The sequence below is a fragment of the Kordia algicida OT-1 genome, from assembly GCF_000154725.1.
GTDB lineage: Bacteria > Bacteroidota > Bacteroidia > Flavobacteriales > Flavobacteriaceae > Kordia > Kordia algicida.
Map to the genome: position 1 here is coordinate 578743 of NZ_DS544873.1, position 24826 is coordinate 603568.

Genomic DNA, 24826 nt, shown 5'->3' on the forward strand with positions numbered 1-24826 from the left:
AAAATTAACACTTCTTTGCATTTGATAGGGAAATCGTAATTGTCTCTAAATACTGTAACACTTCTTGCCATTTCTGCGAATTGATGCAATAGCAAATATTTTTACCCGAAATTTCCCCTTGAATCAACCCAACACGTTTTAACTCCGATAAATGCCTAGAAATAGTAGGTTGGGCGAGTGGCAATTCCATCACAATATCATTACATATACACGATGGAGTGTTTGCTAAATAATGCATGATTGACAAGCGTGCAGGATGCCCAAGTACTTTTAAGGTGTCTGCCATAGCGGTTATTTCCTCTGAAAATCCGATTGTTTTTGTTATTCCCATATTGCAATATTAGAATATGTTTTTGACATGAAGAAATTATTGTTGTTAAATTTTAGAATTTGGCAGAAAGTTGAGGTTTGAAAACGTGCTACTACTTTAATTTTATGAGTTTTAAGCTTTAAAGGAAGTTTTGTCTTTTATGAAACAGATTGCCACGAATTTTTTAAAATTCTTGCAAAGGCGAATCATAAAAATATTGAAGCAATAAACGTAAATGGAGAGAAGGATTCCTTCAACTAACAAATTTGTATTCGCTCTTTTAGCTTTTCAAATTTGAGTTTCACTAAAAAAAAGGGAGGCCCTACCATAAACCTCCCTTTAGTAAGAGTTGTATTTGCATACAACAATAATAAAAATTCGAATTCGAATTTCTATTTACTGTTTAGTTTTTAATTCTGTATTGTTTTCGGCTTAATTAAAACGTGACAAAATTTTAAAATTGCTTTGTTATTCTGAAAGTTTAAATTCATATACGTTGTAAAACTATTGATTACAAAGGTTAAACAGGCAGCTTTTACTAGTCATTCTATCAAATCCACATTTTATCGATTAACGCTATAAATTGTAAGAAATTTCAATAATAAAAAAATGTTTTTTTAAAAATCGAGTTCTCTGTGTTTTACTTTTTTAAAAATAATTAAACAAAAAAGCCGCATCTATTTTACTCAGAAACGGCTTTAAGTATCGTTATTTACTAGTTACCTAAACAGGTTGTTCAAATGTATGTATTTGTATATGTGAATTGTTTTTTGAAACGCTAAAAAGATATTGAATCGATGAAGTACATTTTTTTACGATCAAAAGAGGTGAATTGAAGTAAAATCTTAAAATAGCATTACCCTATAAAAGAAGTAAGGGGAACTTTTTTCAAAGTTCCCCAAAGTATAGTGGATTCCCCTAAATCCCTAAAACTGTATTGCATGATTCAAATGTATGCAGAAGTCTTAAGTATGCGATAAGGTGTCATGTTATAAATGCTACGGTAAAACCGTAAAAGCGATTTTTTTGAAGTTTTTTTCATGCTTTTACGCAATGAATAACTGCTTTTTTTCCAGTAAATACGGTGGTTAAGAACAAAAAGTCTTCTCCGCCATCGGCAATTGTCAATTTTTTACGAATATTTGAAACTGACTCCGGAAAATTACGTGTAGTAATATTTGCCTTTGGTAAATTTAGTTCTTTTTTGATGATTTTTTTAGTGTATGGGAGTATTTTTTGAACTTCAAAACGTCTTCCAGGAAATGAAATCAATTGGTTAGAAGTATATAAATGAGAATGTTGCGCTAATTTTTCCAATTGAAATGTCTTCGCAATACTTGAAAATCCACCAGCTTTCATAATAGCAGCATTAGGTTCGTATAAATATTTTTTTGGATGATTGTACACAACAGTAAATTCTTTCTCTGCCGATAGTTGAAAGTTAAAAAACTCATCTTCTTTGTTCGTCAGGTTGACCGTTTTGATAGAAACATTTTCGGTATTTGTATTTTTATCCAATAACCACAACAATTCTTTGACTTCATTTTGAACCGCAACCACATGCACTTCTTTCACATGTTGCAAAGCGCGCAAACCATTGGTAATATCTAATAATGGTGAAGTTTTTATTAAAATTGTATCTGCATGTGCAAACAATAATTCTTGATGCGAAACGACATCAGGCAAACAATCTTCCAATAAAAAAACTTTTCCTTTTACGTCGTTTCTTCGCGAAGGATCAATATATATACAATCATACGTTTTTGATGAGTTTTGCAAATATGCAATCCCGTCTTGATTGACGGTTTGTATATTTTCTACCTGTAATGAATTGTAATTGTGTGTGACAATTTCGGAGAGTTTTGGAGAAATTTCACAATGTGTTACCTGTTGAAACTGTTTTGAAAACGCATAACAATCTACGCCAAATCCGCCTGTTAAATCTATCAAAGAATTTCCTGAAAGTAATTTAGCTTTGTAGTTGGCTGTTTTTTCAGATGAGGTTTGTTCAATATTTAATTTGTTTGGATAATAGATGTTTTCTGCGTTGAACCAAGTTGGTAACTTCTTTTCACATCTAGTTTTCGCTTGAATTTGCTCAATAATTTCAGTAAAAGGAACACCAAAAACTTCTTTGTGTTTTAACAAAAGTTTCGTAGGATTATCTTTAAGATGATCGTTGATAAATTGCTGAATTTCGGGTGTTAAAAGCTGTAAATTCAAAAATTAAAGGTTTTTTGTAAGCGATTTGACAATTTTATTATCCGATAGAAACTCTTTCAAAATAACTTTAATGGCAGTATATGAAGGCACAGCGACAACCATTCCGATGATTCCAAATAAAATTCCCCAGATAATAATCACCAAGAAAATTTCTAGCGGATGCGATTTTACAGAATTTGAAAATATTAATGGTTGACTTAAAAAATTATCGATCAATTGTGCAATGAGGAAGAAAATCATCACGCCAATCGTATTTGGCAAAATTACTTCGCTAAAATCAGCTTCTAAATTACTTGTCATACATAAAACCATCATCAAAATTCCACTAAATAAAGGTCCGATGTACGGAATTAAATTTAAAAGAGCACACAAAAAGGCAATTACAATCGCATTCGAAATTCCAAAAATAAGCAGCGCAATCGTGTAAATAACAAATAAAATTATAATCTGAAATACCAAACCTACGAAGTAGCGAGATAACAAATCTTTGATTTTTTCAAACGATCTGCTCCAACGTTGTTCTTTATTGTTAGGAACTAAAACAAGCATGCCATCTTCTAATAATTTGCTGTCTTTTAATAGAAAGAATGATATAAAAAGGACAGAAAGTAAACCAATACTAAAATTTCCCAAACCACTGATAAGCGCATTGAAAAAGTTAGGAATAAGCGCATAATCAATGTTTGCAAAAATTTTAGATTCTTTAATTGATTGATCTAAATCGATGTTTTTGGTAGACAAATACCCAGAAATTTGCTCATATAAGTTTTCGATATTTCCTTGTAATTCCTCTATATTCAGTAGCGATAAATTATGCCCTTGTTCCGCTACAAGTGGTATAAACATCATAATGAGTCCTACAAATAAACCAATCATAATGGTCATGGTAAAAATAACAGCAATCGTGTTTCTGAATTTTAAACGTCGTTTTAAAACACCAACAATCGGTCTTCCAATCAACGAAATCACTGCGGCAATGGCAATGTACACAATGACAACTTGAATTTTATACAAGAAATACAGCAGTAAAAATACTCCTAGAATCACTGCGAGTGCTTTTAAAATTCCGTTTGCAATAGTATTTGAAGTCATCTAAATGAGTTTGTAGCTAAAATTAAGACAATAATATTATTTCGCAACTAAATGTTGTCGCGTAATTTCATATAGCACAATATTTGTGGCTTGTACAACATTCATACTGCTGTTTTGTCCAAACATATCAATATGCATCACCACATCCGATTCGTAGATAGTTTCAGGATTTACGCCAAAATTTTCATCACCAATTACCAAGGCAATTTTCTCATATTTGGAAAAATCAATCGTGTGAATTGATTGACTGTTTTCCGTAATTTCCAAAGAAATAATTGTGTAACCATGATCTTTAAGCTTTGAAACGACAGCATGAATATCTGTAGTAATTTCAAAAGGCACTACTTTTTCGGTAGCGCGTGAAGTTTTTGTCATTCTTCTACCAAAAACGGGAATATTATCGCCACAAAAAATAATTTTTTCTACACCAAAAGCATCACAAATACGAAATAATGAACCAATATTTGGCGCATTTGATACTTGATCGGAAACCAATGTAATCGGAAATATTCGCTTCTCAAAATTGGTGGTGTAATGTGTGAGTTGTGACATGTATTGCTAAGAATTCGATTGTAAATGATTGATATAATTTGTCAGCAAACCTTCAATTTGTTTTGCTGCGACAGGATTTGCAGAATGAACATAAAAATCGAGTTCTCTCAAATCTAAACTAGAATTGTATACCAACCATTTTGCAGCGGCATAGCCATCTTCGGCAACTTCTCCATCAGGATTCAATCCTAAATCGTTATCAAAACTAATATACTTCGGAAGTCCGTTGACTTCAATATATGCTACAAATTCTTCATACGTGCGCACAATCACAAAATCAAATTCTTCAGGATTGCGATATACCATTTCTGGCACGCGAATATCATCTAAAAAAAGATTGTAACTCATGGCTAATGTTTAAAAGCATAATGCACAATATTGGCGCCCATTTGCAAGGCTTTCAAGCGAACTTCATCAGAATCATTGTGAATTTCTTTATTTTCCCAACCATCGCCTAAATCACTTTCAAAAGTAAACAATAAGACCAATCTATTTTCATAGAACAAACCAAGTGCTTGCGGACGTAATCCGTCATGTTCATGAATTTTTGGCAAACCTTTCGGAAATGCATACGGTTGCTTAAAAATAGGATGTGTTGCTGGAATTTCTCTCAATTCCTGATTCGGAAACACTTTTTTCAGTTCTTTGCGGATGTATTGATTCATTCCGTAATTATCATCAATATGTAAAAAACCACCAGAAGTTAAATATTTACGGAGATTTTCAGCATCTTCTTCCGAAAAAAATACATTTCCATGTCCTGTCATATGTACAAATGGAAACTGAAACAAATCGGTACTGCCAACTTCTACCGTTTTGGGTTTTGCTTTTATAGTGGTATTAATATTCTGATTGCAAAACTTTATCAAATTTGGAATTGCAGTCGGATTTGAATACCAATCGCCACCGCCAGAATATTTTAAAATTCCAATTTCTTGAGAAAACACTTGGCAAAGGCTAAATAAAAATAAAAGGATCGTAAGCTTCTTCATGTAAAATCGTCTTATACAATGCAAGTTAAACTTTAAGATGATGAAACGAAAATATTTAATAACACTTTCACTTTTTACACTAATCTTTTTTACTTCTTTTTCAAATTGGACAGTTAAAAAACACGATTCGGTGGTAGTTTTAGAACTTTTTACGTCACAAGGTTGTTCAAGTTGTCCTAGCGCAGATGCGTTGTTAGAAAAAGTTGGAGATGAATTTAAAACCAAAAACGTATTTACGCTTTCATATCATGTTGATTATTGGGATTATATTGGTTGGAAAGATCCGTTTAGTCAAAAACAATTTACTGACAAACAACGAGCGTATGCGCGAAAATTTAGAGACAATCAAATTTATACGCCAGCAGTAATTGTCAATGGAAAAGAGCATTTTGTCGGTTCCAATCGTGCAAAAATGTATGCAAAAATAAAAGCGTATAAAAAGGAATTGTCTACTGTTGGTATTTCGCTTTGCGCGATAGAAAACACGGCAAAAAAGATTAAATTTAACTATACGATCAACGGAAGTATTTCCAACACAAAAGCGCGTGTTGTTTTGGCAATCCAAGAACGTACAACAAAAGTAAAACGCGGAGAAAACGCCAGAAGAACCTTAAAAAACAGCCATATTGTGGTTGCGGAAAAATACCTAACAAACGTTGAAGCATCAGGAAATTACACCATAGATATTCCCAAAATTGTTACGAAAAATGACAAATTGAGTGTATATATGATTTTAGAAAATACTCAGAAAGATATCTTAACGGCGCAGAAATTAGATTTTTTATAATCGCTTCTTAGATACTAGATCGGCTTCGCCTATTAGACCGCTATCGCTTTAGATATTAGATCGCTTCGTTACTAGATTTTAAACGTATTTGAATACGTCTTTGCGAGAAGCATAGCGACGTGGCAATCTGTTGGTAGAAAAACCAAATTTTTGTTCGCTTCGCTCAATTAAAAATTTAATACTAAATGTTAAATACGTTTCTAAGACAAATTTGAGTGTTATTCGAAACTAATTGCTACATTTTCAAATTTTCAAATTGACACATTAAAATTTAAGTATCGCTGTCGCTCAAAGTATGTTCATATTTTAGTTTGAATTTCCAATTTCTCTTAGAACTTGACCAATACCTAATTCCCAAAAGCTAATGCCTATTTTTTTGCTTCGCTCAATTCAATGATTTAAAAATTCAATGATTCAAGGTTGTTTCGATTTTAGAAACTTTGGGTTTAGACTTGCTACGCTTTTAGACTTGTTTCTGCGTCGCAAAAACCTCTTAGAACGCTTTGTTTTAGAACTTTTCTTAACTTACTAAAACTTTTTGAATCGTCATTGCGAACGCAGTGAAGCAATCTGCTTCTTTTTAATCTGTTTCGTACTTTGAAACTAGTTAACACATTTCCAAATTTTCAAATTGCTACATTAAAATTTAAGTATCGCTGTCGTTCAAAGTATGTTCGTATTTTAGTTTGAATTTCCAATTACTCTTAGAACTTGACTAATACCTAATTCCCAAAACCAATCATTTCTCATTCAAAAATACTACCGAATGACACGCCACAATTGCTGCAGTTTCAGTTCGCAAACGTGTTTCTCCCAAAGTCACAGGAATATAATTATGATCTAATGCAAGTTGAATCTCTTTTGTAGAAAAGTCTCCTTCAGGTCCAATTAAAATAGTTACATCTTTTTGAATTTTCAGTGCTTCTTTCAGTGATTGCTTTTCATTTTCTTCGCAATGTGCAATAAACAATTGTTCATCCGTATGTGTACTGATAAAATTCGAAAACGAAATCGCAGGTTTTAATTTCGGAAAATATGCGCTTAACGATTGTTTGGTAGCCGATTGAATAATTTTCTCAAAACGTTCTGCTTTAATCACTTTTCGTTCCGAATGATCGCAAATAATTGGCGTAATCGTATCAATCCCGATTTCGGTTGCTTTTTCTAGAAACCATTCATATCTGTCGTTCATCTTTGTCGGCGCAACTGCCAAATGCAATTTGTAGCTTTTTTGAGGTTGAAACTCAAACGATTGTATTTTTACCATGCAATTCTTCTGATCGGCAACCGTAATTATAGCTGAAAAAATGTAGCCTTTTCCGTTGGTAATATGTAAAATGTCATCTTCTTTCTTTCGTAACACACGCACAATATGCCTGCTTTCTTCCTTTGAAAAAGTATAGTTTTTAGTTTCAGATGTAATTTCAGGTGTGTAAAAAAGTTGCATTTTTTATAAATTCAAGATGGTAAACAATTCTTGTTCATGTATTTTGAAGCTGTTCTCAATAGCTCTGTCTAGCGCAGTCGGAATACTATTTTCTATCGAAAATCACTCAAAATGATATTTGGTATTTCTAGAAAAAATAATTTTGTATTCAACATTCAACATTCAACATTCAACATTCAACATTCAACATTCAACATTCAAATCTTAATTCGAGAATTCGCCGTGACAGCTTCATCAGTAAAATCTTTTTTCAAATACTTTAAATACCCAACAATTCCGATCATGGCAGCATTATCAGTTGTATATTCAAATTTTGGAATGTGCGCTGTCCAACCAAACTTGAACTCACCATCTTTCAATGCTTTTCGTATCGCAGAATTTGCGGAAACACCACCACCAATAGCAATTGTTTTAATTCCTGTTTGTTTGGAAGCTTTTTTTAATTTATCTAAAATAATATTTACAATTGTATATTGAATAGACGCGCAAATATCTTTTAAATTTTCCTGAATGAAATCTGGATTCTCTTTTGTTTGCTTCTGAATAAAATACAAAATCGCCGTTTTCAATCCTGAAAAACTAAAATTTAATCCTTGTACTTTTGGTTTCGGAAAAGGAAACGCCTTCGGATTTCCTTGATTTGCCAATTTATCAATTTGTGGTCCGGCAGGATAACTTAATCCTAAGATTTTTCCACTTTTATCATACGCTTCTCCCACAGCATCATCAATGGTTTCGCCAATCACTTCCATGTCAAAATGATCTTTTACCACCACAATTTGTGTATGTCCGCCCGAAATTGTCATTGCTAAAAAAGGAAACTTCGGAATACTTTGTGCTTCATCTTCAATAAAATGTGCCAAAATGTGTGCTTGCATGTGATTGACTTCAATCAACGGAATGTTTAAGCCTAATGCTAACGATTTTGCAAAAGAAGTCCCAACAAGTAATGAACCCATCAATCCTGGTCCGCGTGTAAAAGCTATGGCTGTTAGCTGTTTTTTGTCGATATTTGCAATAGCTAATGCTTGATGAACAACGGGAACAATATTTTGTTGATGCGCGCGCGAAGCCAATTCGGGAACAACGCCGCCATATGCTTCGTGTATTTTTTGATTGGCAACAACATTCGACAATACTTTTCCGTTTTGTAAAACAGCAGCAGAAGTGTCGTCACAAGACGATTCAATAGCTAAAATATATACATCTTTTGTGCTCATATGTTTTTAAAGGCATAAAAATTGATATAAAGTCACAAAGATATGCTAAACATCGTGTTTTGTATTATTTTTTTCGTGAATTTGCAATGTCAAAACGATAGTTAAATCTTTAATAAAAAATATCATTAAAAGAGTCTGGAAAATAATCAAGCGTACCTTGTTAGCAATATTCTTGCTATTCCTTACTATTTTGATTTTATTTTCAATTCCTGCCGTACAAACTTTTGCAGGTAAAAAAGCGACTAATTGGTTGAATGAAACTTATAAAACCAATATAAATATTGAACGTGTTGGGATTAAGTGGAACGGTGATATTTCTTTGAAAAGTATATATATTGAAGATTATTTAAAAGACACGTTAATTCATGTCAATACGTTAAATACTTCTATTTTAAGTTTTAATAATGCCATCAATAATAATCTTGAATTTGGCGCCGTAACGATTGATGGTTTAACGTTAAATATCAACACGGAAAAAGATTCTATTGATACAACATTAGATGTTTTTATCGCCAAACTAGATTCTGAACCTTCTGATGGAACACCTTCCAATTTTTTATTGACGACTTCCAAAATGAAGTTGAGTAATAGTAAATTCAAATATACAGATCAAAACAACTCTACACCTGAAATGCTTAATTTTCAGGAGCTTTCAGGAACGGTTTATGATTTTAAAGTGCAAGGTCCAAATGTATACGGAGACGTGCAAAGATTGACTTTTTTGGACAGTAATGGTTTGCGTGTGGAAGAAATGGACGCAAAGTTTCAATATACACTAACACAAATGCGCTTTGACGAGTTATTGGTCAAAACTAAAAATTCTACCTTAAAAGGAACGGTTGTTTTTGATTATGATCGAAAGGATTTTGCCAATTTTTTAGACAAGGTAAATGTGACAGCAACCTTTACAGATTCTGAACTAGATTTTAGCGAACTCAATTACTTTTACGACGAATTTGGAAATAAAAAAGGACGATTTAGCACTGAAATTACAGGTGTTTTAAATGATTTTACAACAAAAAACTTCGATTTCAAATCGCCAAGCACAGCTATTAAAGGAGACATTCAGTACAAGAATTTATTCAATTCAAACAGAATGTTTTATATGAAAGGTGATTTTGATCGTTTTTCATCAAACTACTATCAATTAAGCGCGCTTTTGCCAAATATTCTTGGGAAAAATTTACCATCAACCTTACTTCGTTTGGGGCAATTTAGTGGGAAAGGTGTTGCTGAAATCACAGAAAGTACCATTGATGCTGATGTTCGTATCAATACTGAACTTGGAAATGCCATTGTAGATATTAACATTATTGACGTAAGTGATAACGAAAATGCTTTATACGAAGGAAACATAAAACTAGAAGAATTTGACGTTGGTTATTATATTGACGAACCGACTTTAGGTACCATAACTTCAGATTTATTTGTAGACGGAAAAGGCTTTGCCAAAGAAGCGCTCAATACAGAAGTTGTTGGAACAGTGAGCGCGTTGTATTTTAATAATTACATGTACAAAAAGCTGAATGTTTCTGGAGTTTTAAAAGATCAACTATTTGATGGAAATCTAGTTTCCAACGATCCAAATGCAAACTTTAACTTTCAAGGTTTGGCAAATTTTGCGGGTGATGAAAATGAATTTCGATTCAAAGCTTCCATCAACAAACTCGATTTAAACAAGCTAAATTTTATAAAACGCGATAAAGTATCTATCCTAAAAGGAGACTTTGTATTGGATGTTGTCGGTAATACAATTGATGACATGGCGGGAGATATCTTCTTCAAAAAAATTGCCTACACCAATCAAAATAATACATATGCGTTTAAAAATTTTAGTATAAACTCTGAATTCAATAAAGACATCAGAACGCTTACGGTAGATTCTCCAGATATTATTGGAGGAACCGTTACAGGACGTTTTCACTTTGATGAGGTCATTGATTTAGTGCAAAACTCCGTAGGAAGTATCTATGCGAATTACAAACCAATTGATGTCTTGCCAAATCAATATTTGACGTTTAACTTTAAGATTTACAACAAAATCATAGATGTCATTTTACCCGAAGTAGAATTGTCAAGCAACACGTCGCTTCGCGGAAGCATTATTGGTGATGAAAATAAATTCAAACTCACATTCAAAACGCCACAAATTATCGCGTATGGAAATACGATTGATAATGTAGAATTACAAATAGACAACAAAAACCCTGTATTTAATACCTATTTAGAAATTGCTGGCATTACGACAAAATGGTATGATGCGAAGGAATTTAACTTGATTAATACAACCCTGAACGACACATTATATTTTAAAACGGAATTTAAAGGCGGAAAAGGATTTGATGATAATTACAACTTAAGTTTCTATCATACAATTGATGATAACAACAAATCTGTAGTCGGATTAAAAAAATCAGATGTTTCTTTTAGAGGAAATAAATGGTTTATCAATCAAGAAAACAACCGAAAAAACAGATTCATCTTTGATAAAAAGCTCGATTCTATCATTATTGAAAAAATTGTGATGAATCATGAAGATGAAGAAATTGATTTTGAAGGAACCATTTTTGGTGAAAATGATAAAAGCGTGAAACTGCAATTTATCAATGTTGGTTTAGAGAAAATTACACCTTCTATTGATAGTATTCGCCTTGGCGGAACGGTAAATGGAAAACTAGATATTAAGCAAGTAAACGGAGGTTATATACCAAAATCAAGTTTAGATATTTCTAAATTGGAAGTAAATGACAAACAATTAGGAAATTTAAATATCGACATTACAGGCGACGAGCAATTAGAAAAATTTGATGTAAACGCCAAACTAGTCAATGAAAGTATAGAATCATTAGTTGCTGTCGGAAACATCAATGTTACAGGACAACAAAATACAATTGATGTAGATGCTACAATTGATAAATTTGACATATCACCATTTAGTGCGCTTGGCGAAGATGTCATTACCGATATTCGCGGACTCATATCTGGAAATGCCAAAATACAAGGAAACCTAAACAATCCTGCGATCAATGGAGAACTTAATATTCTTGCGGGCGGATTGTACATTCCGTACTTAAATGTCGATATTGATATGGCAAGTAGTTCAATCGTCAAACTGTACGATCAAACTTTTGAATTTATGGATGTCATCATTCTTGACACACAAGATAATACCAAAGGAATACTTGATGGAACGATATCGCACAAAGCTTTTGACGATTGGGAATTAGGCTTGCATTTAAAAACAGATCGTTTATTAGTGCTAAACACCGAAGAAGATGAAGATGAAGAAACCTTATACTACGGAACAGGTTATATTAATGGAGAAGCTTGGTTAACAGGTCCAACCGATCAACTAACAATCAAAGTAGAAGGTGCAACGGAAAAAGGTACTTCATTAAAAATTCCTATCAGTGATGTGGCTTCTGTAGGCGATGCTTCTTTCATACAATTTGTCACCAAAGAAGAATTCTACGATCCTAAAAGTCAGGAAGAAAATGCTTTGGACGAATTTAGCGGACTCGAACTCGAATTTGAACTAGATGTTACGCCAGATGCAGAAATAGAAATTGTAGTTGACAAAAAAGCAGGAAGCACCATAAAAGGAAGCGGTTTTGGAAGTTTATTAATGGAAATCAACACCAACGGAAAATTCAACATGTTTGGTGACTTTATTACGGACAAAGGAGAATATAATTTCAAATATGGCGGAATCATCAACAAAAAATTCACGCTAAAACCACAAGGAACTATTACTTGGGAAGGCGATCCGTTTAAAGCGCAACTTAACGTTGAAGCAGTATACAATTTACAAGCAAATCCAGATGTACTATTAGATACACCAACTTATAACAAAAAAATTCCTGTAGAAGTTGGCATTAGACTTACGGGAGAATTAATGAAACCTGAACCTGTATTCAATATCTCTTTTCCAACAACGCAAGGAGTTGCAGAATCAGAATTGACAGATTTTTTATTAAATGATGATGACAAAAGAAGATTACAAGCATTATCCTTACTATCGCAAGGTCGTTTTGTAAATGAAGTTAACATCAATCAAAATGCACTGACAGGAAACTTGATAGAAACGGCAACAGGAATTGTAAATGACGCACTTTCGGGCGATGGAGACAACAAATTTAATGTTGGTGTCAACTACAGTCAAGCAGATCGTTCGTTGAATTTAGAAACTGCCGATCAATTAGGATTGACAGTTTCTAGTCAAATAAGTGACAAAATTACCTTTAACGGACAAATTGGAGTTCCTGTTGGGGGTGTAACGCAAACGGCTATTGTGGGCGATGCAGAAATAGAAATTTCGCTAAATGAAGATCGGTCGCTTACGGCAAAAATATTCAACAGACAAAATCAAATACAGTATGTTGGAGAAATAGAAGGATTCACACAAGGCATCGGATTATCTTATCAAGTGGATTTTGATACGCTCAAAGAATTGGTCGACAAAGTCTTCAAAGGAAAAAAGAAACGCGCGGAAGAACAAAAGAAAAAAGCGGAAGAAGAAGCCAAAGCTGGAAATGGCGTAGTAGAAATTGTTACCAAAAAAGATCTCAAAAAAGAAACGCAAGACGAAGAAAAAAAGAAAGCAGAAAAAGCTAAAAAAGAAAAAGACGCTGATCGTGAGAAAACGAAAAATTAAATCGCAACTTTTTATATTCCATAAGAGGAAATTCTTTCATTAAAATCTCCTCGAGAAAATTCCCCAAAAAACATTTCAAAAGTGACTATTGTACTTCTATGATTTTTTCAAAAAAGTAGCTTCAAAAGTAATCACAATCTTCACATTTTCAATTCATAAAAACGCTAAGAATACAAGAAAAAATGAGGTTTAATTCGTTAAAATTCTGAGAACTTATTAACGAAAACGTTTGAAATTTCGAAACAATGTAAAATTAGTGTAAACGGTAGTTTGAAATCAAAATAAGTTTCCTAGCTTTACTATTCAAATCAAAAATTGCATGCAACATAACATCAAAAAAATAGGCGTAATGACCTCTGGAGGCGATGCTCCAGGAATGAATGCTGCGATTAGAGCTGTAGCAAGAGCTTGCTCGTATTACAACGTAAAATGTGTTGGCTATTACAGAGGTTATCAAGGAATGATTGAAGCCGATAGTGTAGAACTTACAGCACGTAGTGTAAAAAATATCGTAAGCAAAGGAGGAACGATTTTAAAATCGGCTCGTTCTATGGAATTCAAAACCAAAGAAGGACGTAAAAAAGCATATGACAACTTGGTAGAAGAAGGTGTTGATGCTATGGTACTTATTGGTGGAGACGGAACGTTTACAGGAGGAATGATTTTTAGTAAAGAATATGACATTCCTGTAATTGGTGTTCCTGGAACGATAGACAATGATATCTCTGGAACAAAATTTACAATTGGATATGATACTGCATTAAATACGGTCGTAGAAGCAATTGATAAAATTCGAGATACTGCAAGTTCACACAACCGACTGTTCTTTGTAGAAGTCATGGGACGCGATGCCGGATTTATAGCGCTTAACGCAGGAGTTGGAGCAGGAGCAGAAGAAATTCTCATACCTGAAGAAGACTTAGGATTAGATCGTTTGTTAGAATCATTACAACGCAGTCGCCGAAGCGGAAAATCATCAAGTATTGTTGTCGTTTCTGAAGGAGATAAAATTGGTAAAAACGTATTCGAATTGGCAGAATATGTTACAGAAAACTTACCAGACTATGAAGCGCGCGTATCTGTATTAGGACACATGCAACGTGGAGGAAAACCAAGCTGTTTTGACAGAGTATTGGCGAGCAGATTGGGCGTAAAGGCAGTAGAACTTATTTTAGACGGACAAAGCAATGTAATGGTTGGTGTTTCTGATAACAAACTCATCGTAACCAACATTGAAAAAGCTGTCAAAGGAAAACATACTATAAATAAAGAATTATTAAGAATCTCTGATATACTATCAGTATAAATAAAAACAGAAGTAAAAAGAAGAACAATGACAAAATTAGGAATAAACGGATTTGGAAGAATTGGTAGAATCGTTTTTAGAGCAACATTAAAGCGCGACAATGTAGATGTAGTTGCCATCAATGACTTATTAGATGTAAATCATTTAGCATATTTATTAGAATACGATTCTGTACATGGAAGATTTGATGGGAAGATTGAAGTAAAAGATGGAAATCTTGTGGTTGATGGAAAAACAATTCGCGTTACCGCAGAAAGAGATCCAAAAAACTTAAAATGGGATGAAGCTGGAGTTGATGTCGTTGCCGAATGTACAGGAATTTTTACAACCTTAGAAACAGCCGATTATCATATCCAAGCTGGAGCAAAGAAAGTTGTCATCTCTGCACCTTCAAAAGATGCACCAATGTTTGTTATGGGCGTAAACCACAACGAAGTGAAAGCATCAGATAAAATTGTATCAAACGCTTCTTGTACGACAAACTGTTTGGCTCCAATTGCGAAAGTATTAGACGATAATTTTGGAATTGATGAAGCCTTAATGACTACAATTCACGCAGCAACATCAACACAATATACGGTAGATTCTCCATCAAAAAAGAACTACAGACTTGGACGTTCGGCAATGGTAAACATCATTCCAACATCAACAGGAGCCGCAAAAGCCGTTGGAAAAGTAATTCCTAAACTAAACGGAAAATTGACAGGAATGGCATTTCGTGTCCCAACAGTAGATGTATCGGTTGTTGATTTAACAGTAAGATTGGAAAAAGAAACCTCATACGAAGAAATCAAAAAAGTCTTCAAAGCTGCATCAGAAGGAGACATGAAAGGTGTTTTAGGATATACGGAAGAAGCAGTTGTTTCGCAAGATTTCGTAAGCGACGATCGTACAAGTATCTTTGATGCGGAAGCAGGAATCGAATTAAGTCCAAAATTCTATAAAATCGTTTCTTGGTACGACAACGAATTTGGATACTCAAACAAATTAGTAGACCTAGCGTTACACGTAGATAACTTATAAGACACAAAACTATTAAGCACAATTGACATTTTATATGCAATTGTGCTTAATAGTTATACACTTCTTGCAAAACATTCCCAAAATAAAGGGAATTTATTTTTATATTCATCCTATGATATTAGTAGTAGACAGTGGCTCCACAAAATGTGATTGGATTGCAGTGGACAAAGATGGTAATCAATTATTAGACAAGCTTCGTACAAAAGGACTCAATCCTGCGATTCTTGCAGAAAAGAAGCTGAAAAAAACCATCAAAAAAAGCAAAGAGCTTTCGGCACATCGTCATACAGTTACGCATGTATTCTTTTATGGTGCTGGTTGCGGAACGGAAAATCCACGCTTATTGCTAAAAGGCGTTTTGGAAAACTTTTTCTCAAATGCTCATGTTGAGGTAAACGAAGATACCTTGGCAGCTGTGTATGCTACCATAAATCATAAAACAGAAGCGGCAGTAGTTTGTATTCAAGGAACAGGTTCTAATTGTAGTTACTACGATGGTCAAAAGTTACACCAACGCGTCAATTCTCTTGGATATACACTCATGGATGATGCTAGCGGAAATTACTACGGAAAACAACTTATTCGTGATTATTACTTCAACAAAATGCCACATGCTATCCGTGTAGCGTTTGAAGAAAAGTATAATTTAGAAAGTGATTATATCAAATACAATCTTTACAAACAACCCAATCCGAACGCATATTTGGCAAATTTTGCAGAATTTATGTTCTTAAATAAAGATTCTGATTACATCGTAGAACTCATAAAAAGTGGTTTTCGTCTCTTTGCTCAAAACATGATTATGCAGTTTGAAGAAGAACTCAAAACGGTTCCTGTTCATTTTGCAGGATCAATTGCTTTTTTCTCTGAAAATGAAATTAAAGAAGTTGCGAAAGAATTCGGATTTACCGTTGGAAACTTCATCCGAAGACCTATTGAAGGTTTGGTGTCTTTTCACATAAGCGCACTAAAAGGAAGTTAAAAAAAATACTTTTTCACACGTAAAAATATTGTCTATGAAGTTCTCAGAATTTCATAGACATTTTTTTTGCAATATACTTTCTGGAGCAAAACGCACACGCTTTTTTTAAATTGAAAAAATATTTTAGGTAGTTTTTAGCATTTAATATTCTGATTTACAGGAGTTAATATGCTGTTTGTTGTAAAATTTAAATATTTTATTTGAATGCATTTAAATAAAATGTATATTTGTCCTATGTATAGTAAAGAATTAACAAAAGGAATCTTATTACCAATCATTTTAAAGTTATTAAGCAACGGAGATAAAATGTATGGTTACGAGATATCTCAAAAGGTACGAGAACTAACCAAAGAAAAAATTGATATTAGCGAAGGCGCTTTATACCCAATATTGCATAAATTAGAACACCAAGGCGTGTTGGAAACGGAAAAAGTGTATATCGGGAAACGTGTGCGTAAATATTACAAAGTGACTGCATCAGGTAAAAAAGTCATTGCTGAAAAAACGGCAGAAATCAATGATTTTATTGAAACCTTGACGTTAATCTTCAATCCACAAAATCTAGCAACATGAAACTAACAGATGCACACATAGAATTTATTTCGAATAGTTTGGAATTTCATGGTTTGCAATCAGAAAGTATCAAAGAAGATATTCTCGATCATATTTGTACTACAATTGAAGCTTCTCAACACACAAACTTTGAGCAGGCTTACGAAGAAGCCATTCAAAAACTTGGCGGTTATTACAACATCAAACAATTACAAACAGAAACCAAACAATTGCTGCATGCCAAGACGATGCTGAAAACCAAAAAAGGTTTGTTCGTTTCAAGTTTGGCAATGACGGTAGTATTTTCAGTAGGACTGATTTTTAAAATGTTTCACTGGCCATACGCAAACATGATGCTTCTCGTAGGATTCTCCGTTTTAATCCTCATTTACTTTCCTTTATTCTTCTATGCAAAATACCAACGATCTATCATAAAATAATTATCAATCTTTATACGAACATTAAAATCAACAAAAAATGAAAAATGCAGTTTATTTATTCGGCTTTCTAGCTTTTTTTACACTTAGTACAGGAATTATGTTTGAATTTTTCCATTGGCCATTTGCCGCAATACTAATGTTAATAGGTTTTGTATTATTAAACTTTGGTTTCTTACCAACCTTATTTTACAAACTATACAAAACGCAGAAAATACCTTCTTAACCGAACGATATTTTAAAATCTTAAAAGTCATATTGTGTACAGCAGTATGACTTTTTTAGTATTGAAAATTGACCTGTTTTCAAATATCTATAGTATATTTAATACATATTCCTCAATAATGAACGTACGAAAACCATATTTAGCAATTGTATTTCTCTTATTTGCCATCTTTACATTTTTGGCACCGTTTTTTATATACGGACTGCGCCACAGACCCATATTGTATATCGGTTTCTTATTTGTTAGCGGAATTTATTTTGTGCGATGGAAACAAGAACGTTATAGAAATTGAAAAGCTTGAGAGTTTATGAGTTTATGAGTTGATAAGTTTAGTAGTTAAGATTCACAAAAAACAAAAAAAAATGAACCTTCTCCACTTTTTTGCGTCTGTATAGTAAACGGAATGTTTTTTAATGCATAAAAAAGAACACATAACAGATGGAGAATTGGTCACTCAATATGTAGCAGGCAACCAAAAAGCATTGGCGATTTTAGTCAAACGATTTCATAAAATATTTTGCAATCATGCGTATTGGATTGTCAAAGATGCAGATGTTTCTAAAGACATTGCACAAGATAGTTGGAAGCTCATTATTGCTAAAATTCACACCTTGCAACAACCTGAACGTTTCAAAAATTGGGCATTGCGAATCGTACATAGAAAATCAATCGATTGGACACGTGCCATCTCAAAGCAACAGCAAAAACGAGACGATTACAAAGTTACCAAATCCATCCAAGAAATTCCGTCAACTGACACATCGCAGGTAAAGCAACAATTAAAAGAAGCTATTACAAAATTGTCTGTGCCGCAACGGCAAATAGTACACTTATTTTACGTATATGAACATTCTTTAAAAGACATTGCTCAAATCTTGAACATATCAGTTGGAACAGCAAAATCACGCTTATATCATGCGCGAGAACAATTAAAAAAACAATTAAAAAAATAGAAATTATGAGCACAATGGAAGACATCGATACGTTAATAAAAGAAACGCTAACGGAAGAAGAATCAAAATTTTATGAAGAATTAGACGAACAAGGTCTTTTCGGATCTGTCAAAAGTATCTTTAAAGGAAAACTTGGCTGGCTGGCAGTCATTATGAACATTGTAAATTTGGCAGTTTTTGGCGTACTAATTTATTGTTTTATTCAATTTTTCAACGTCACAGCAACCAATGAATTGATAAAATGGGGATTGGGAATTGTTATCTGTACGATGATGATGTCTATGATAAAACTATTTGGATGGATGCAAATGGACAAACGCGCCATTTTACGTGAAATGAAACGTTTGGAGCTCCAAGTATCATCATTATCGGCTAAAATATCTGAATAAGATGTTAATTTGAATCGAAAATATTTAGTATTTTGCAACTCTCTAGGGATGATTTCTCTCCCACGCTGAATTTTCGAGTTCTTCGAAAGGATAAAGGTACAGTAGGAATGGTTATTTTATACATCATTAAAACTTTATTAAAATGGCTGTTTTAGAACAATTAACATCTCAAAAAGCAATTGAATTAGAAGACAAGTACGGAGCACACAACTATCATCCACTTCCTGTGGTTTTGAGTAGAGGTGAAGGTGTACATGTTTGGGACGTAGAAGGCGTAAAATATTACGACTTTCTTTCTGCATACTCAGCAGTAAACCAAGGACATTGTCATCCAAAAATTGTAAATGCGATGGTGTCACAAGCACAAACACTCACATTAACTTCACGTGCGTTTTACAATGACATGCTAGGACGTTATGAAAAATTTGCCTCAGAGTATTTTAACTTTGACAAATTATTGCCAATGAATACAGGAGCAGAAGCGGTAGAAACGGCTTTAAAAATCTGTAGAAAATGGGCGTATGAGAAAAAAGGAATTGCGGAAAATGAAGCAGAAATTATTGTCTGTGAAAACAACTTTCACGGTCGTACAACGACAATTATTTCGTTTTCAAACGATCCTGTAGCGCGTAAAAATTTTGGTCCTTATACAGACGGATTTATCAAAATTGAATACGATAACATTACAGCACTAGAAGAAGCTTTAAAAAACAATCCGAATGTGGCAGGATTTTTAGTAGAACCAATTCAAGGAGAAGCTGGAGTATATGTGCCAACCGAAGGATATTTAGCAAAAGCCAAAGCATTATGTGAGCAATACAACGTATTATTTATCGCTGATGAGGTACAAACAGGTATTGCACGTACAGGAAGATTATTAGCAACTTGCGGAAACTGTTCTTGCGAAAAGAAAAACTGTAGCGGAACACCCGATGTAAAACCAGATGTTTTAATCTTAGGAAAAGCATTGTCTGGCGGAGCATATCCAGTTTCAGCAGTATTAGCAAACGATGATATTATGAGCGTAATTCGTCCTGGAAATCACGGTTCTACTTTTGGAGGAAATCCTGTAGCAGCAGCAGTCGCTATGGCAGCTTTAGAAGTAGTAACAGATGAAGAATTGGCTGAAAATGCTTATCAATTAGGAGAACTGTTCAGAAGTGAATTAAACAAATACATACAAACAAGCAACATTGTAAATCTCGTTAGAGGAAAAGGATTGTTGAATGCAATCGTAATCAATGATGATGAAGAAAGTGATACAGCTTGGAATATTTGTGTAGCACTAAAGAAAAATGGATTATTAGCAAAACCAACACATGGAAACATCATTCGTTTTGCACCACCATTAGTCATGACAAAAGAGCAATTACTAGAATGTGTTGCAATTATTACAAAAACTCTTAAAGAATTTGAATAATGCCATTTGGACAACAAGAAACCAATTCTGTATTCGATGATTTCGAATTGCGATTAAATGATATATCAAAAAAGTACTTACGGGAAGCTGCAAAATGGGCATTTATGCTCTCAATCGTAGGATTTATTCTTGTTGGACTATTTGTACTATTAGCAGTAATCATCATCGTGATGTCTTCTGCCGTTAGTACTAACAATGCTTTTCAAGCACAAGGTTTGCCTATAGCGTTTGTAGCATTTATTTATATTATAATGGCGGCACTGTACTTTTTTCCAGTATTGTATCTCTATAAATTTTCGAGAAAAATGAAAACTGCATTAATCGAAAAGAACACAGAAGAATTAACAGTAGCATTCTCTAACTTAAAATCATTTTTTAAGTTTATTGGAGTCATGATGTTAGTCGTTATTGGAATCTTTGTATTGATATTTGGTTTTGCCATCATTGGTGGAATCGCATCAGGATTTTAAAAATCTCAAAATTTAAAAATAAAAAAGAGCGAACATTTTAATAATGTTCGCTCTTTGTATATAAATGTATCGGTATAATTACTGACCGAATTTTTCTTCCATAAGTCTACGCATTTCTTCTTGGTCTTGCATTGCTTCCCAACCAAAAGTAGCAATCATCCAAATCATAAGAAGTAAGTATAGAACACTCAATACAATACCAATAATGGCAAGTACTCGTCCTATTTTAATATTGGAATAGTTATCATATCCATCTGGATTCTGTTGATATATTTTAGTAGCGTTTGAGGCTAAATACAATGTAACTAATCCAAGTACAAGTCCTACAACACCCCAAAAACAGCAACCTACAATTGACAAAATTCCTAAAATAATAATGAGTACGTCATTGGGTAATTTTCTATTTTCCATAATCTGATAGTTTGGTTATTTAATTTAAATATTTATTGATAAAACTAATAATAATAATTGTAACATTAATCACGGCTAAATACTGAATAAGCTTTGATGTAAAACTGAATTTATAAAAAATATTGATACCAGCTACTACAAAAAGCAAAATTAATGTATAAATCGCCGGATACATTTTAAAAGCAGCTACAAACTCACCACGTAAAATAAATGCTAACGATCGTTGAATTCCACAACCCATACAATCAATACCAATGTATTTTTTGGCAAAACACGGAAGCATATAATCTTCAAGACTCAGCAAAGAAAAAAGTAGCGACTTTGTCACCATACTAATTTTGAATTTTAATTCACTAAAGATAAAAAAATACTTTTTGCATCTTCAACTCAGAGATAAGTAATCAATGTTTAAAATTTGTTACGAAAAAAGGAAAGAAATTTTAAAAATAAAATTCAGTTTTGACATAAATAGATTTTGTAGGGAAGAAAATAGTACTTTTACAATCTAAAATAACATCAGCGTGAAATCTAAATATACAACAGCATTTTATTTTTTTCTAGTTTTCTTTGGAGGCGGATTGTTGCTCTTTCGAGAAGAAATACAAGGAGAAAAACAAATTGTAATTACGGTAATTGCCGTATGTGCCATGATGTTTGGATTGTACAAAGTAACTTCCATGCAAACGTCTAATAAACGACGAGAGTACGACAATCAGGAATATTTTAACAGAGAAAAATACGAAGCGGAAGAAGAAGAATAAAAGAAATAAAAGAATTATGAATTTTAATATAGGCGATCGGGTAGAAGCAATTGATGATATTATTAAAGGTGAAGTAAGCGCCATACAAAATACAACCATTACGGTAGAAACTGACGAAGGTTTTCCGTTGACATTTGAAGCTTCCGAGTTGGTAAAAATTACTTCTGATGAAATAGCACGCGATTTATCCAACCAAAAAATATTTAGCGCTATTCAAGAAAAAGAAGCTGCAAAAAAGCGCAAACGTACGTTAGAAAAAACCAAAAAAGAACGTGTAGAAACAATTTTGGAAGTCGATTTACACATTCACCAACTAACAAAATCTTCCAAAGGTATGAGCAATTACGACATGCTTACACTACAAACAAATACAGCAAAAGGACAATTGGAATTTGCCATCAGAAAGCGTATTCCCAAAGTCGTATTTATTCACGGAGTTGGTGCAGGTGTGTTAAAGCAAGAACTCGAATATCTATTTCGTCGTTATGACAATGTAAAATACTATGACGCCAATTATCAAAAATACGGATTAGGTGCTACGGAAGTATATATCTACCAAAATCCAAAATAATAAAACCTATTCAACAGGTGTTACAAGACTATTTTCATAAATAAACTCGTTATAACGTACATCTTGTCCGTTCGTTCCAGTAAAAACAACATCTCTCAATACAATTGAATGTGAATAACTTTCAACGGTTGTTCCAACAATTATCTCCGTAGTAATCACTTCTACGGTTCCAGCTACGGCAGTATACTCTAAAGTAATTGGAACGTCAGAAGGCAATTCATCACAAAAATAAGCATTAGTTATGGCAGTATCGAAGCTTCGGTAGTAGCAAAAAGCGCTACTATTTAATTCTTCCGTTCGTGGTTCTTCTTCTGTTGTTGCCTCATTAATAATCAAATCTGCGGGTACTTCCAAAATTAAAGTTTCCGAACCATTAATCTTAAATAACAATGTAACTCCAGACTGCAAATTGCAAGCACTCGCGGTAGCATCTGAAGTTAAATCAATTTCTTCCAGCGTTAAATCTCCGTCATCACAACTAAAAAAAGCAAATGAGCATACGAAAAGCAACAGTAATTTTTTCATCAATGATTTATTATAAATTTAAGTATACATGTATAGGACAAAAGTATTAAGAAAACTCTATTTATATCCAAACTTATTGTTAATAATTTTATTTAGACTATTTTTGTTCATCATTTTTTCATCCAATCCTATTTACACAAACTAAAGAATGAAGAACGTATATTTTGATAGTGCAGCGACCACACAAATTCGACCTGAAGTTGTAGATCGCATCAAAAAAGCACTAGAGGAGAATTATGGCAATCCATCTTCGACGCATAGCTTCGGACGATCGTCTAAAACACTCATAGAAACCGCACGCAAAACAATTGCAAAATACCTAAATGCTTCCCCTCAAGAAATTATTTTTACTTCGGGTGGAACGGAAGCAGATAATATGGCATTGCGTTGTTCGGTAAGAGACTTAGGAGTTACCACAATCATTACATCGCCAATTGAACATCACGCAGTGTTGCATACGGTAGAACAGCTACGTGTTGAATGTGATATTAAAGTTGCTTATGTGAAATTACAACCGTGCGGAACACCAGATTATGATGATTTGGAAGCCTTATTGAAAGCAGACAGTTCTAAGAAATTGGTCAGTTTAATGCACGTAAACAACGAAATAGGAAACATTTTAGATGTAGACAAAGTTGCAAATATTTGTAAAGAATATGGTGCATTATTTCATTCAGACACCGTACAATCTATCGGACATTTTGAATGGGACGTACAAAAAAATGCTGTTGATTTTATGGCTGCTGCCGCACATAAGTTTCACGGACCTAAAGGAATTGGTTTTGCTTTTATCAGAAAAGATTCTGGACTCAAACCACTAATTTTTGGAGGTTCGCAAGAACGCGGATTCAGAGCAGGAACAGAAGCTGTACACAATGTAGTTGGTCTGGAAGAAGCTTTCCGTTTGGCATATGATAATTTAGCTGAAGAAAAAGCCTATGTGGAAGGTTTAAAAACTTACTTTATGGACGAACTCAAAAAAGTGATGCCAGAAGTAAAATTCAACGGAAACTGTCATGAAACGACAAAAAGTACCTACACATTGGTCAATGTGTGTTTACCGTTCGATCAACAAAAAGCATTAATGTTGCTTTTTCATATGGACTTAAAAGGAATTGCTTGCTCCAAAGGAAGTGCTTGCCAGTCGGGAAGCAGCAAAGGTTCACACGTACTAAGAGCAATTTTGAGTGATGAAGACTTAGAAAAACCATCGTTGCGTTTCTCTTTTTCAAAATTCAATACCAAAGAAGAAATTGATTATTTAGTGCAAACGTTACACGAATATGCTAATTCGTAAATAGATTTAAATCACTACAATAATTAAAAGATTGAATCTTTATAAACCTAAAGCGCGTCTAATTAATTTGGCAATTTGAAAATTTGGAAATGTATCAATTAGTTTCAAAGTACGAAACAGATTAAAAAGAAACAGATTGCTTCACTGTGTTCGCAATGACGATTCAAAAAGTTTTAGTAAGTTAAGAAAAGTTCTAAAAGCAAAGCGTTCTAAGAGGTTTTGCGAC

General features: G+C 33.4%; 26 protein-coding genes. 15 read left to right on the forward strand and 11 right to left on the reverse strand.

The window, feature by feature from the left end; all coding sequences use genetic code 11:
• Positions 1-4: 4 nt before the first annotated feature.
• The 6 genes from KAOT1_RS02590 to KAOT1_RS02615 form a co-directional block, all read right to left on the reverse strand.
• Positions 5-331 (reverse strand): ArsR/SmtB family transcription factor, encoded by a 327-nt coding sequence (locus KAOT1_RS02590; RefSeq protein ID WP_007093127.1) that lies wholly within the window; start codon positions 329-331, stop codon positions 5-7.
• A 1017-nt stretch (positions 332-1348) separates the two neighbouring features.
• A complete protein-coding gene (locus KAOT1_RS02595) occupies positions 1349-2533 on the reverse strand; it encodes a THUMP-like domain-containing protein (protein ID WP_007093128.1) in 1185 nt (394 codons plus the stop codon).
• 3 nt (positions 2534-2536) lie between these two features.
• Positions 2537-3625, reverse strand: a complete 1089-nt coding sequence (locus tag KAOT1_RS02600; protein WP_007093129.1) for an AI-2E family transporter — start codon at positions 3623-3625, stop codon at positions 2537-2539.
• A 36-nt stretch (positions 3626-3661) separates the two neighbouring features.
• Positions 3662-4177: a TrmH family RNA methyltransferase gene (locus KAOT1_RS02605; RefSeq protein ID WP_007093131.1), complete on the reverse strand. Its 516-nt coding sequence runs from the start codon at positions 4175-4177 to the stop codon at positions 3662-3664.
• Between the two features lie 6 nt (positions 4178-4183).
• On the reverse strand, positions 4184-4525 hold the full coding sequence (locus KAOT1_RS02610; RefSeq protein WP_007093132.1) for a cyclic-phosphate processing receiver domain-containing protein: 342 nt from the start codon (positions 4523-4525) through the stop codon (positions 4184-4186).
• A 2-nt stretch (positions 4526-4527) separates the two neighbouring features.
• Positions 4528-5169, reverse strand: a complete 642-nt coding sequence (locus KAOT1_RS02615) for a DUF4159 domain-containing protein (protein WP_007093133.1) — start codon at positions 5167-5169, stop codon at positions 4528-4530.
• A gap of 40 nt (positions 5170-5209) precedes the next feature.
• Here KAOT1_RS02615 and KAOT1_RS02620 point away from each other — a divergent pair, with 40 nt between their 5' ends.
• Entirely contained in the window at positions 5210-5956 is a 747-nt protein-coding gene (locus tag KAOT1_RS02620) for a DUF1223 domain-containing protein (protein WP_007093134.1), read from the forward strand.
• Between the two features lie 739 nt (positions 5957-6695).
• Here the strand turns inward: KAOT1_RS02620 and KAOT1_RS02625 are convergent.
• Together KAOT1_RS02625 and tsaD are read right to left on the reverse strand one after the other, a co-directional pair.
• A complete protein-coding gene (locus KAOT1_RS02625; protein WP_007093135.1) occupies positions 6696-7403 on the reverse strand; it encodes a 16S rRNA (uracil(1498)-N(3))-methyltransferase in 708 nt (235 codons plus the stop codon).
• Between the two features lie 197 nt (positions 7404-7600).
• Complete coding sequence (tsaD, locus tag KAOT1_RS02630; protein WP_007093136.1) at positions 7601-8623, reverse strand: tRNA (adenosine(37)-N6)-threonylcarbamoyltransferase complex transferase subunit TsaD; 1023 nt, start codon at positions 8621-8623, stop codon at positions 7601-7603.
• A 157-nt stretch (positions 8624-8780) separates the two neighbouring features.
• On the opposite strand from tsaD, the gene KAOT1_RS02635 reads away from it, so the two are divergent.
• The 11 genes from KAOT1_RS02635 (at position 8781) to KAOT1_RS02685 (ending at position 21035) form a co-directional block, all read left to right on the forward strand.
• Positions 8781-13277, forward strand: coding sequence for a translocation/assembly module TamB domain-containing protein (locus tag KAOT1_RS02635; RefSeq protein WP_007093137.1), 4497 nt, complete (start codon positions 8781-8783; stop codon positions 13275-13277).
• Positions 13278-13596: 319 nt separating this feature from the next.
• A complete protein-coding gene (gene pfkA, locus KAOT1_RS02640) occupies positions 13597-14583 on the forward strand; it encodes a 6-phosphofructokinase (RefSeq protein WP_007093138.1) in 987 nt (328 codons plus the stop codon).
• Between the two features lie 27 nt (positions 14584-14610).
• Positions 14611-15606, forward strand: coding sequence for a type I glyceraldehyde-3-phosphate dehydrogenase (gene gap / locus KAOT1_RS02645; RefSeq protein WP_007093139.1), 996 nt, complete (start codon positions 14611-14613; stop codon positions 15604-15606).
• A 112-nt stretch (positions 15607-15718) separates the two neighbouring features.
• Positions 15719-16588, forward strand: a complete 870-nt coding sequence (locus tag KAOT1_RS02650; protein ID WP_040559281.1) for an N-acetylglucosamine kinase — start codon at positions 15719-15721, stop codon at positions 16586-16588.
• A 234-nt stretch (positions 16589-16822) separates the two neighbouring features.
• Positions 16823-17161 (forward strand): PadR family transcriptional regulator, encoded by a 339-nt coding sequence (locus tag KAOT1_RS02655; protein WP_007093141.1) that lies wholly within the window; start codon positions 16823-16825, stop codon positions 17159-17161.
• Entirely contained in the window at positions 17158-17580 is a 423-nt protein-coding gene (locus tag KAOT1_RS02660; RefSeq protein WP_007093142.1) for a GldL-related protein, read from the forward strand. The genes KAOT1_RS02655 and KAOT1_RS02660 overlap by 4 nt, the downstream gene beginning before the upstream one ends.
• 37 nt (positions 17581-17617) lie before the next feature.
• Positions 17618-17803 carry a hypothetical protein gene (locus KAOT1_RS02665; protein WP_007093143.1) on the forward strand — a complete coding sequence of 62 codons (186 nt, stop codon included), beginning with the start codon at positions 17618-17620 and terminating at the stop codon, positions 17801-17803.
• Between the two features lie 413 nt (positions 17804-18216).
• Positions 18217-18756 carry an RNA polymerase sigma factor gene (locus KAOT1_RS02670; RefSeq protein ID WP_007093145.1) on the forward strand — a complete coding sequence of 180 codons (540 nt, stop codon included), beginning with the start codon at positions 18217-18219 and terminating at the stop codon, positions 18754-18756.
• A 5-nt stretch (positions 18757-18761) separates the two neighbouring features.
• Positions 18762-19145 carry a DUF6768 family protein gene (locus KAOT1_RS02675; protein WP_238528675.1) on the forward strand — a complete coding sequence of 128 codons (384 nt, stop codon included), beginning with the start codon at positions 18762-18764 and terminating at the stop codon, positions 19143-19145.
• A 142-nt stretch (positions 19146-19287) separates the two neighbouring features.
• Positions 19288-20565 carry an ornithine--oxo-acid transaminase gene (rocD, locus tag KAOT1_RS02680; protein WP_007093147.1) on the forward strand — a complete coding sequence of 426 codons (1278 nt, stop codon included), beginning with the start codon at positions 19288-19290 and terminating at the stop codon, positions 20563-20565.
• The gene (locus tag KAOT1_RS02685; RefSeq protein ID WP_007093148.1) at positions 20565-21035 is read left to right on the forward strand and encodes a DUF5362 family protein; all 471 of its coding nucleotides are present in this window, start codon (positions 20565-20567) and stop codon (positions 21033-21035) included. Before rocD ends, KAOT1_RS02685 begins: the two co-directional genes overlap by 1 nt.
• A 78-nt stretch (positions 21036-21113) precedes the next feature.
• Here the strand turns inward: KAOT1_RS02685 and KAOT1_RS02690 are convergent, their stop codons facing one another.
• Together KAOT1_RS02690 and KAOT1_RS02695 are read right to left on the reverse strand one after the other, a co-directional pair.
• Positions 21114-21446, reverse strand: a complete 333-nt coding sequence (locus KAOT1_RS02690; protein WP_007093149.1) for a CCC motif membrane protein — start codon at positions 21444-21446, stop codon at positions 21114-21116.
• 19 nt (positions 21447-21465) lie between these two features.
• Complete coding sequence (locus tag KAOT1_RS02695; protein ID WP_007093150.1) at positions 21466-21777, reverse strand: DUF2752 domain-containing protein; 312 nt, start codon at positions 21775-21777, stop codon at positions 21466-21468.
• A 190-nt stretch (positions 21778-21967) separates the two neighbouring features.
• Here KAOT1_RS02695 and KAOT1_RS02700 point away from each other — a divergent pair, with 190 nt between their 5' ends.
• Both KAOT1_RS02700 and KAOT1_RS02705 read left to right on the forward strand, forming a co-directional pair.
• Positions 21968-22207 (forward strand): hypothetical protein, encoded by a 240-nt coding sequence (locus KAOT1_RS02700; protein ID WP_007093151.1) that lies wholly within the window; start codon positions 21968-21970, stop codon positions 22205-22207.
• A gap of 16 nt (positions 22208-22223) precedes the next feature.
• Positions 22224-22778 (forward strand): Smr/MutS family protein, encoded by a 555-nt coding sequence (locus KAOT1_RS02705; RefSeq protein WP_007093152.1) that lies wholly within the window; start codon positions 22224-22226, stop codon positions 22776-22778.
• A gap of 6 nt (positions 22779-22784) precedes the next feature.
• Here the strand turns inward: KAOT1_RS02705 and KAOT1_RS02710 are convergent, their stop codons facing one another.
• Positions 22785-23303, reverse strand: coding sequence for a hypothetical protein (locus tag KAOT1_RS02710; RefSeq protein WP_007093153.1), 519 nt, complete (start codon positions 23301-23303; stop codon positions 22785-22787).
• A 148-nt stretch (positions 23304-23451) separates the two neighbouring features.
• On the opposite strand from KAOT1_RS02710, the gene KAOT1_RS02715 reads away from it, so the two are divergent.
• The gene (locus KAOT1_RS02715; RefSeq protein WP_007093154.1) at positions 23452-24600 is read left to right on the forward strand and encodes a cysteine desulfurase family protein; all 1149 of its coding nucleotides are present in this window, start codon (positions 23452-23454) and stop codon (positions 24598-24600) included.
• Positions 24601-24826: the final 226 nt, after the last annotated feature.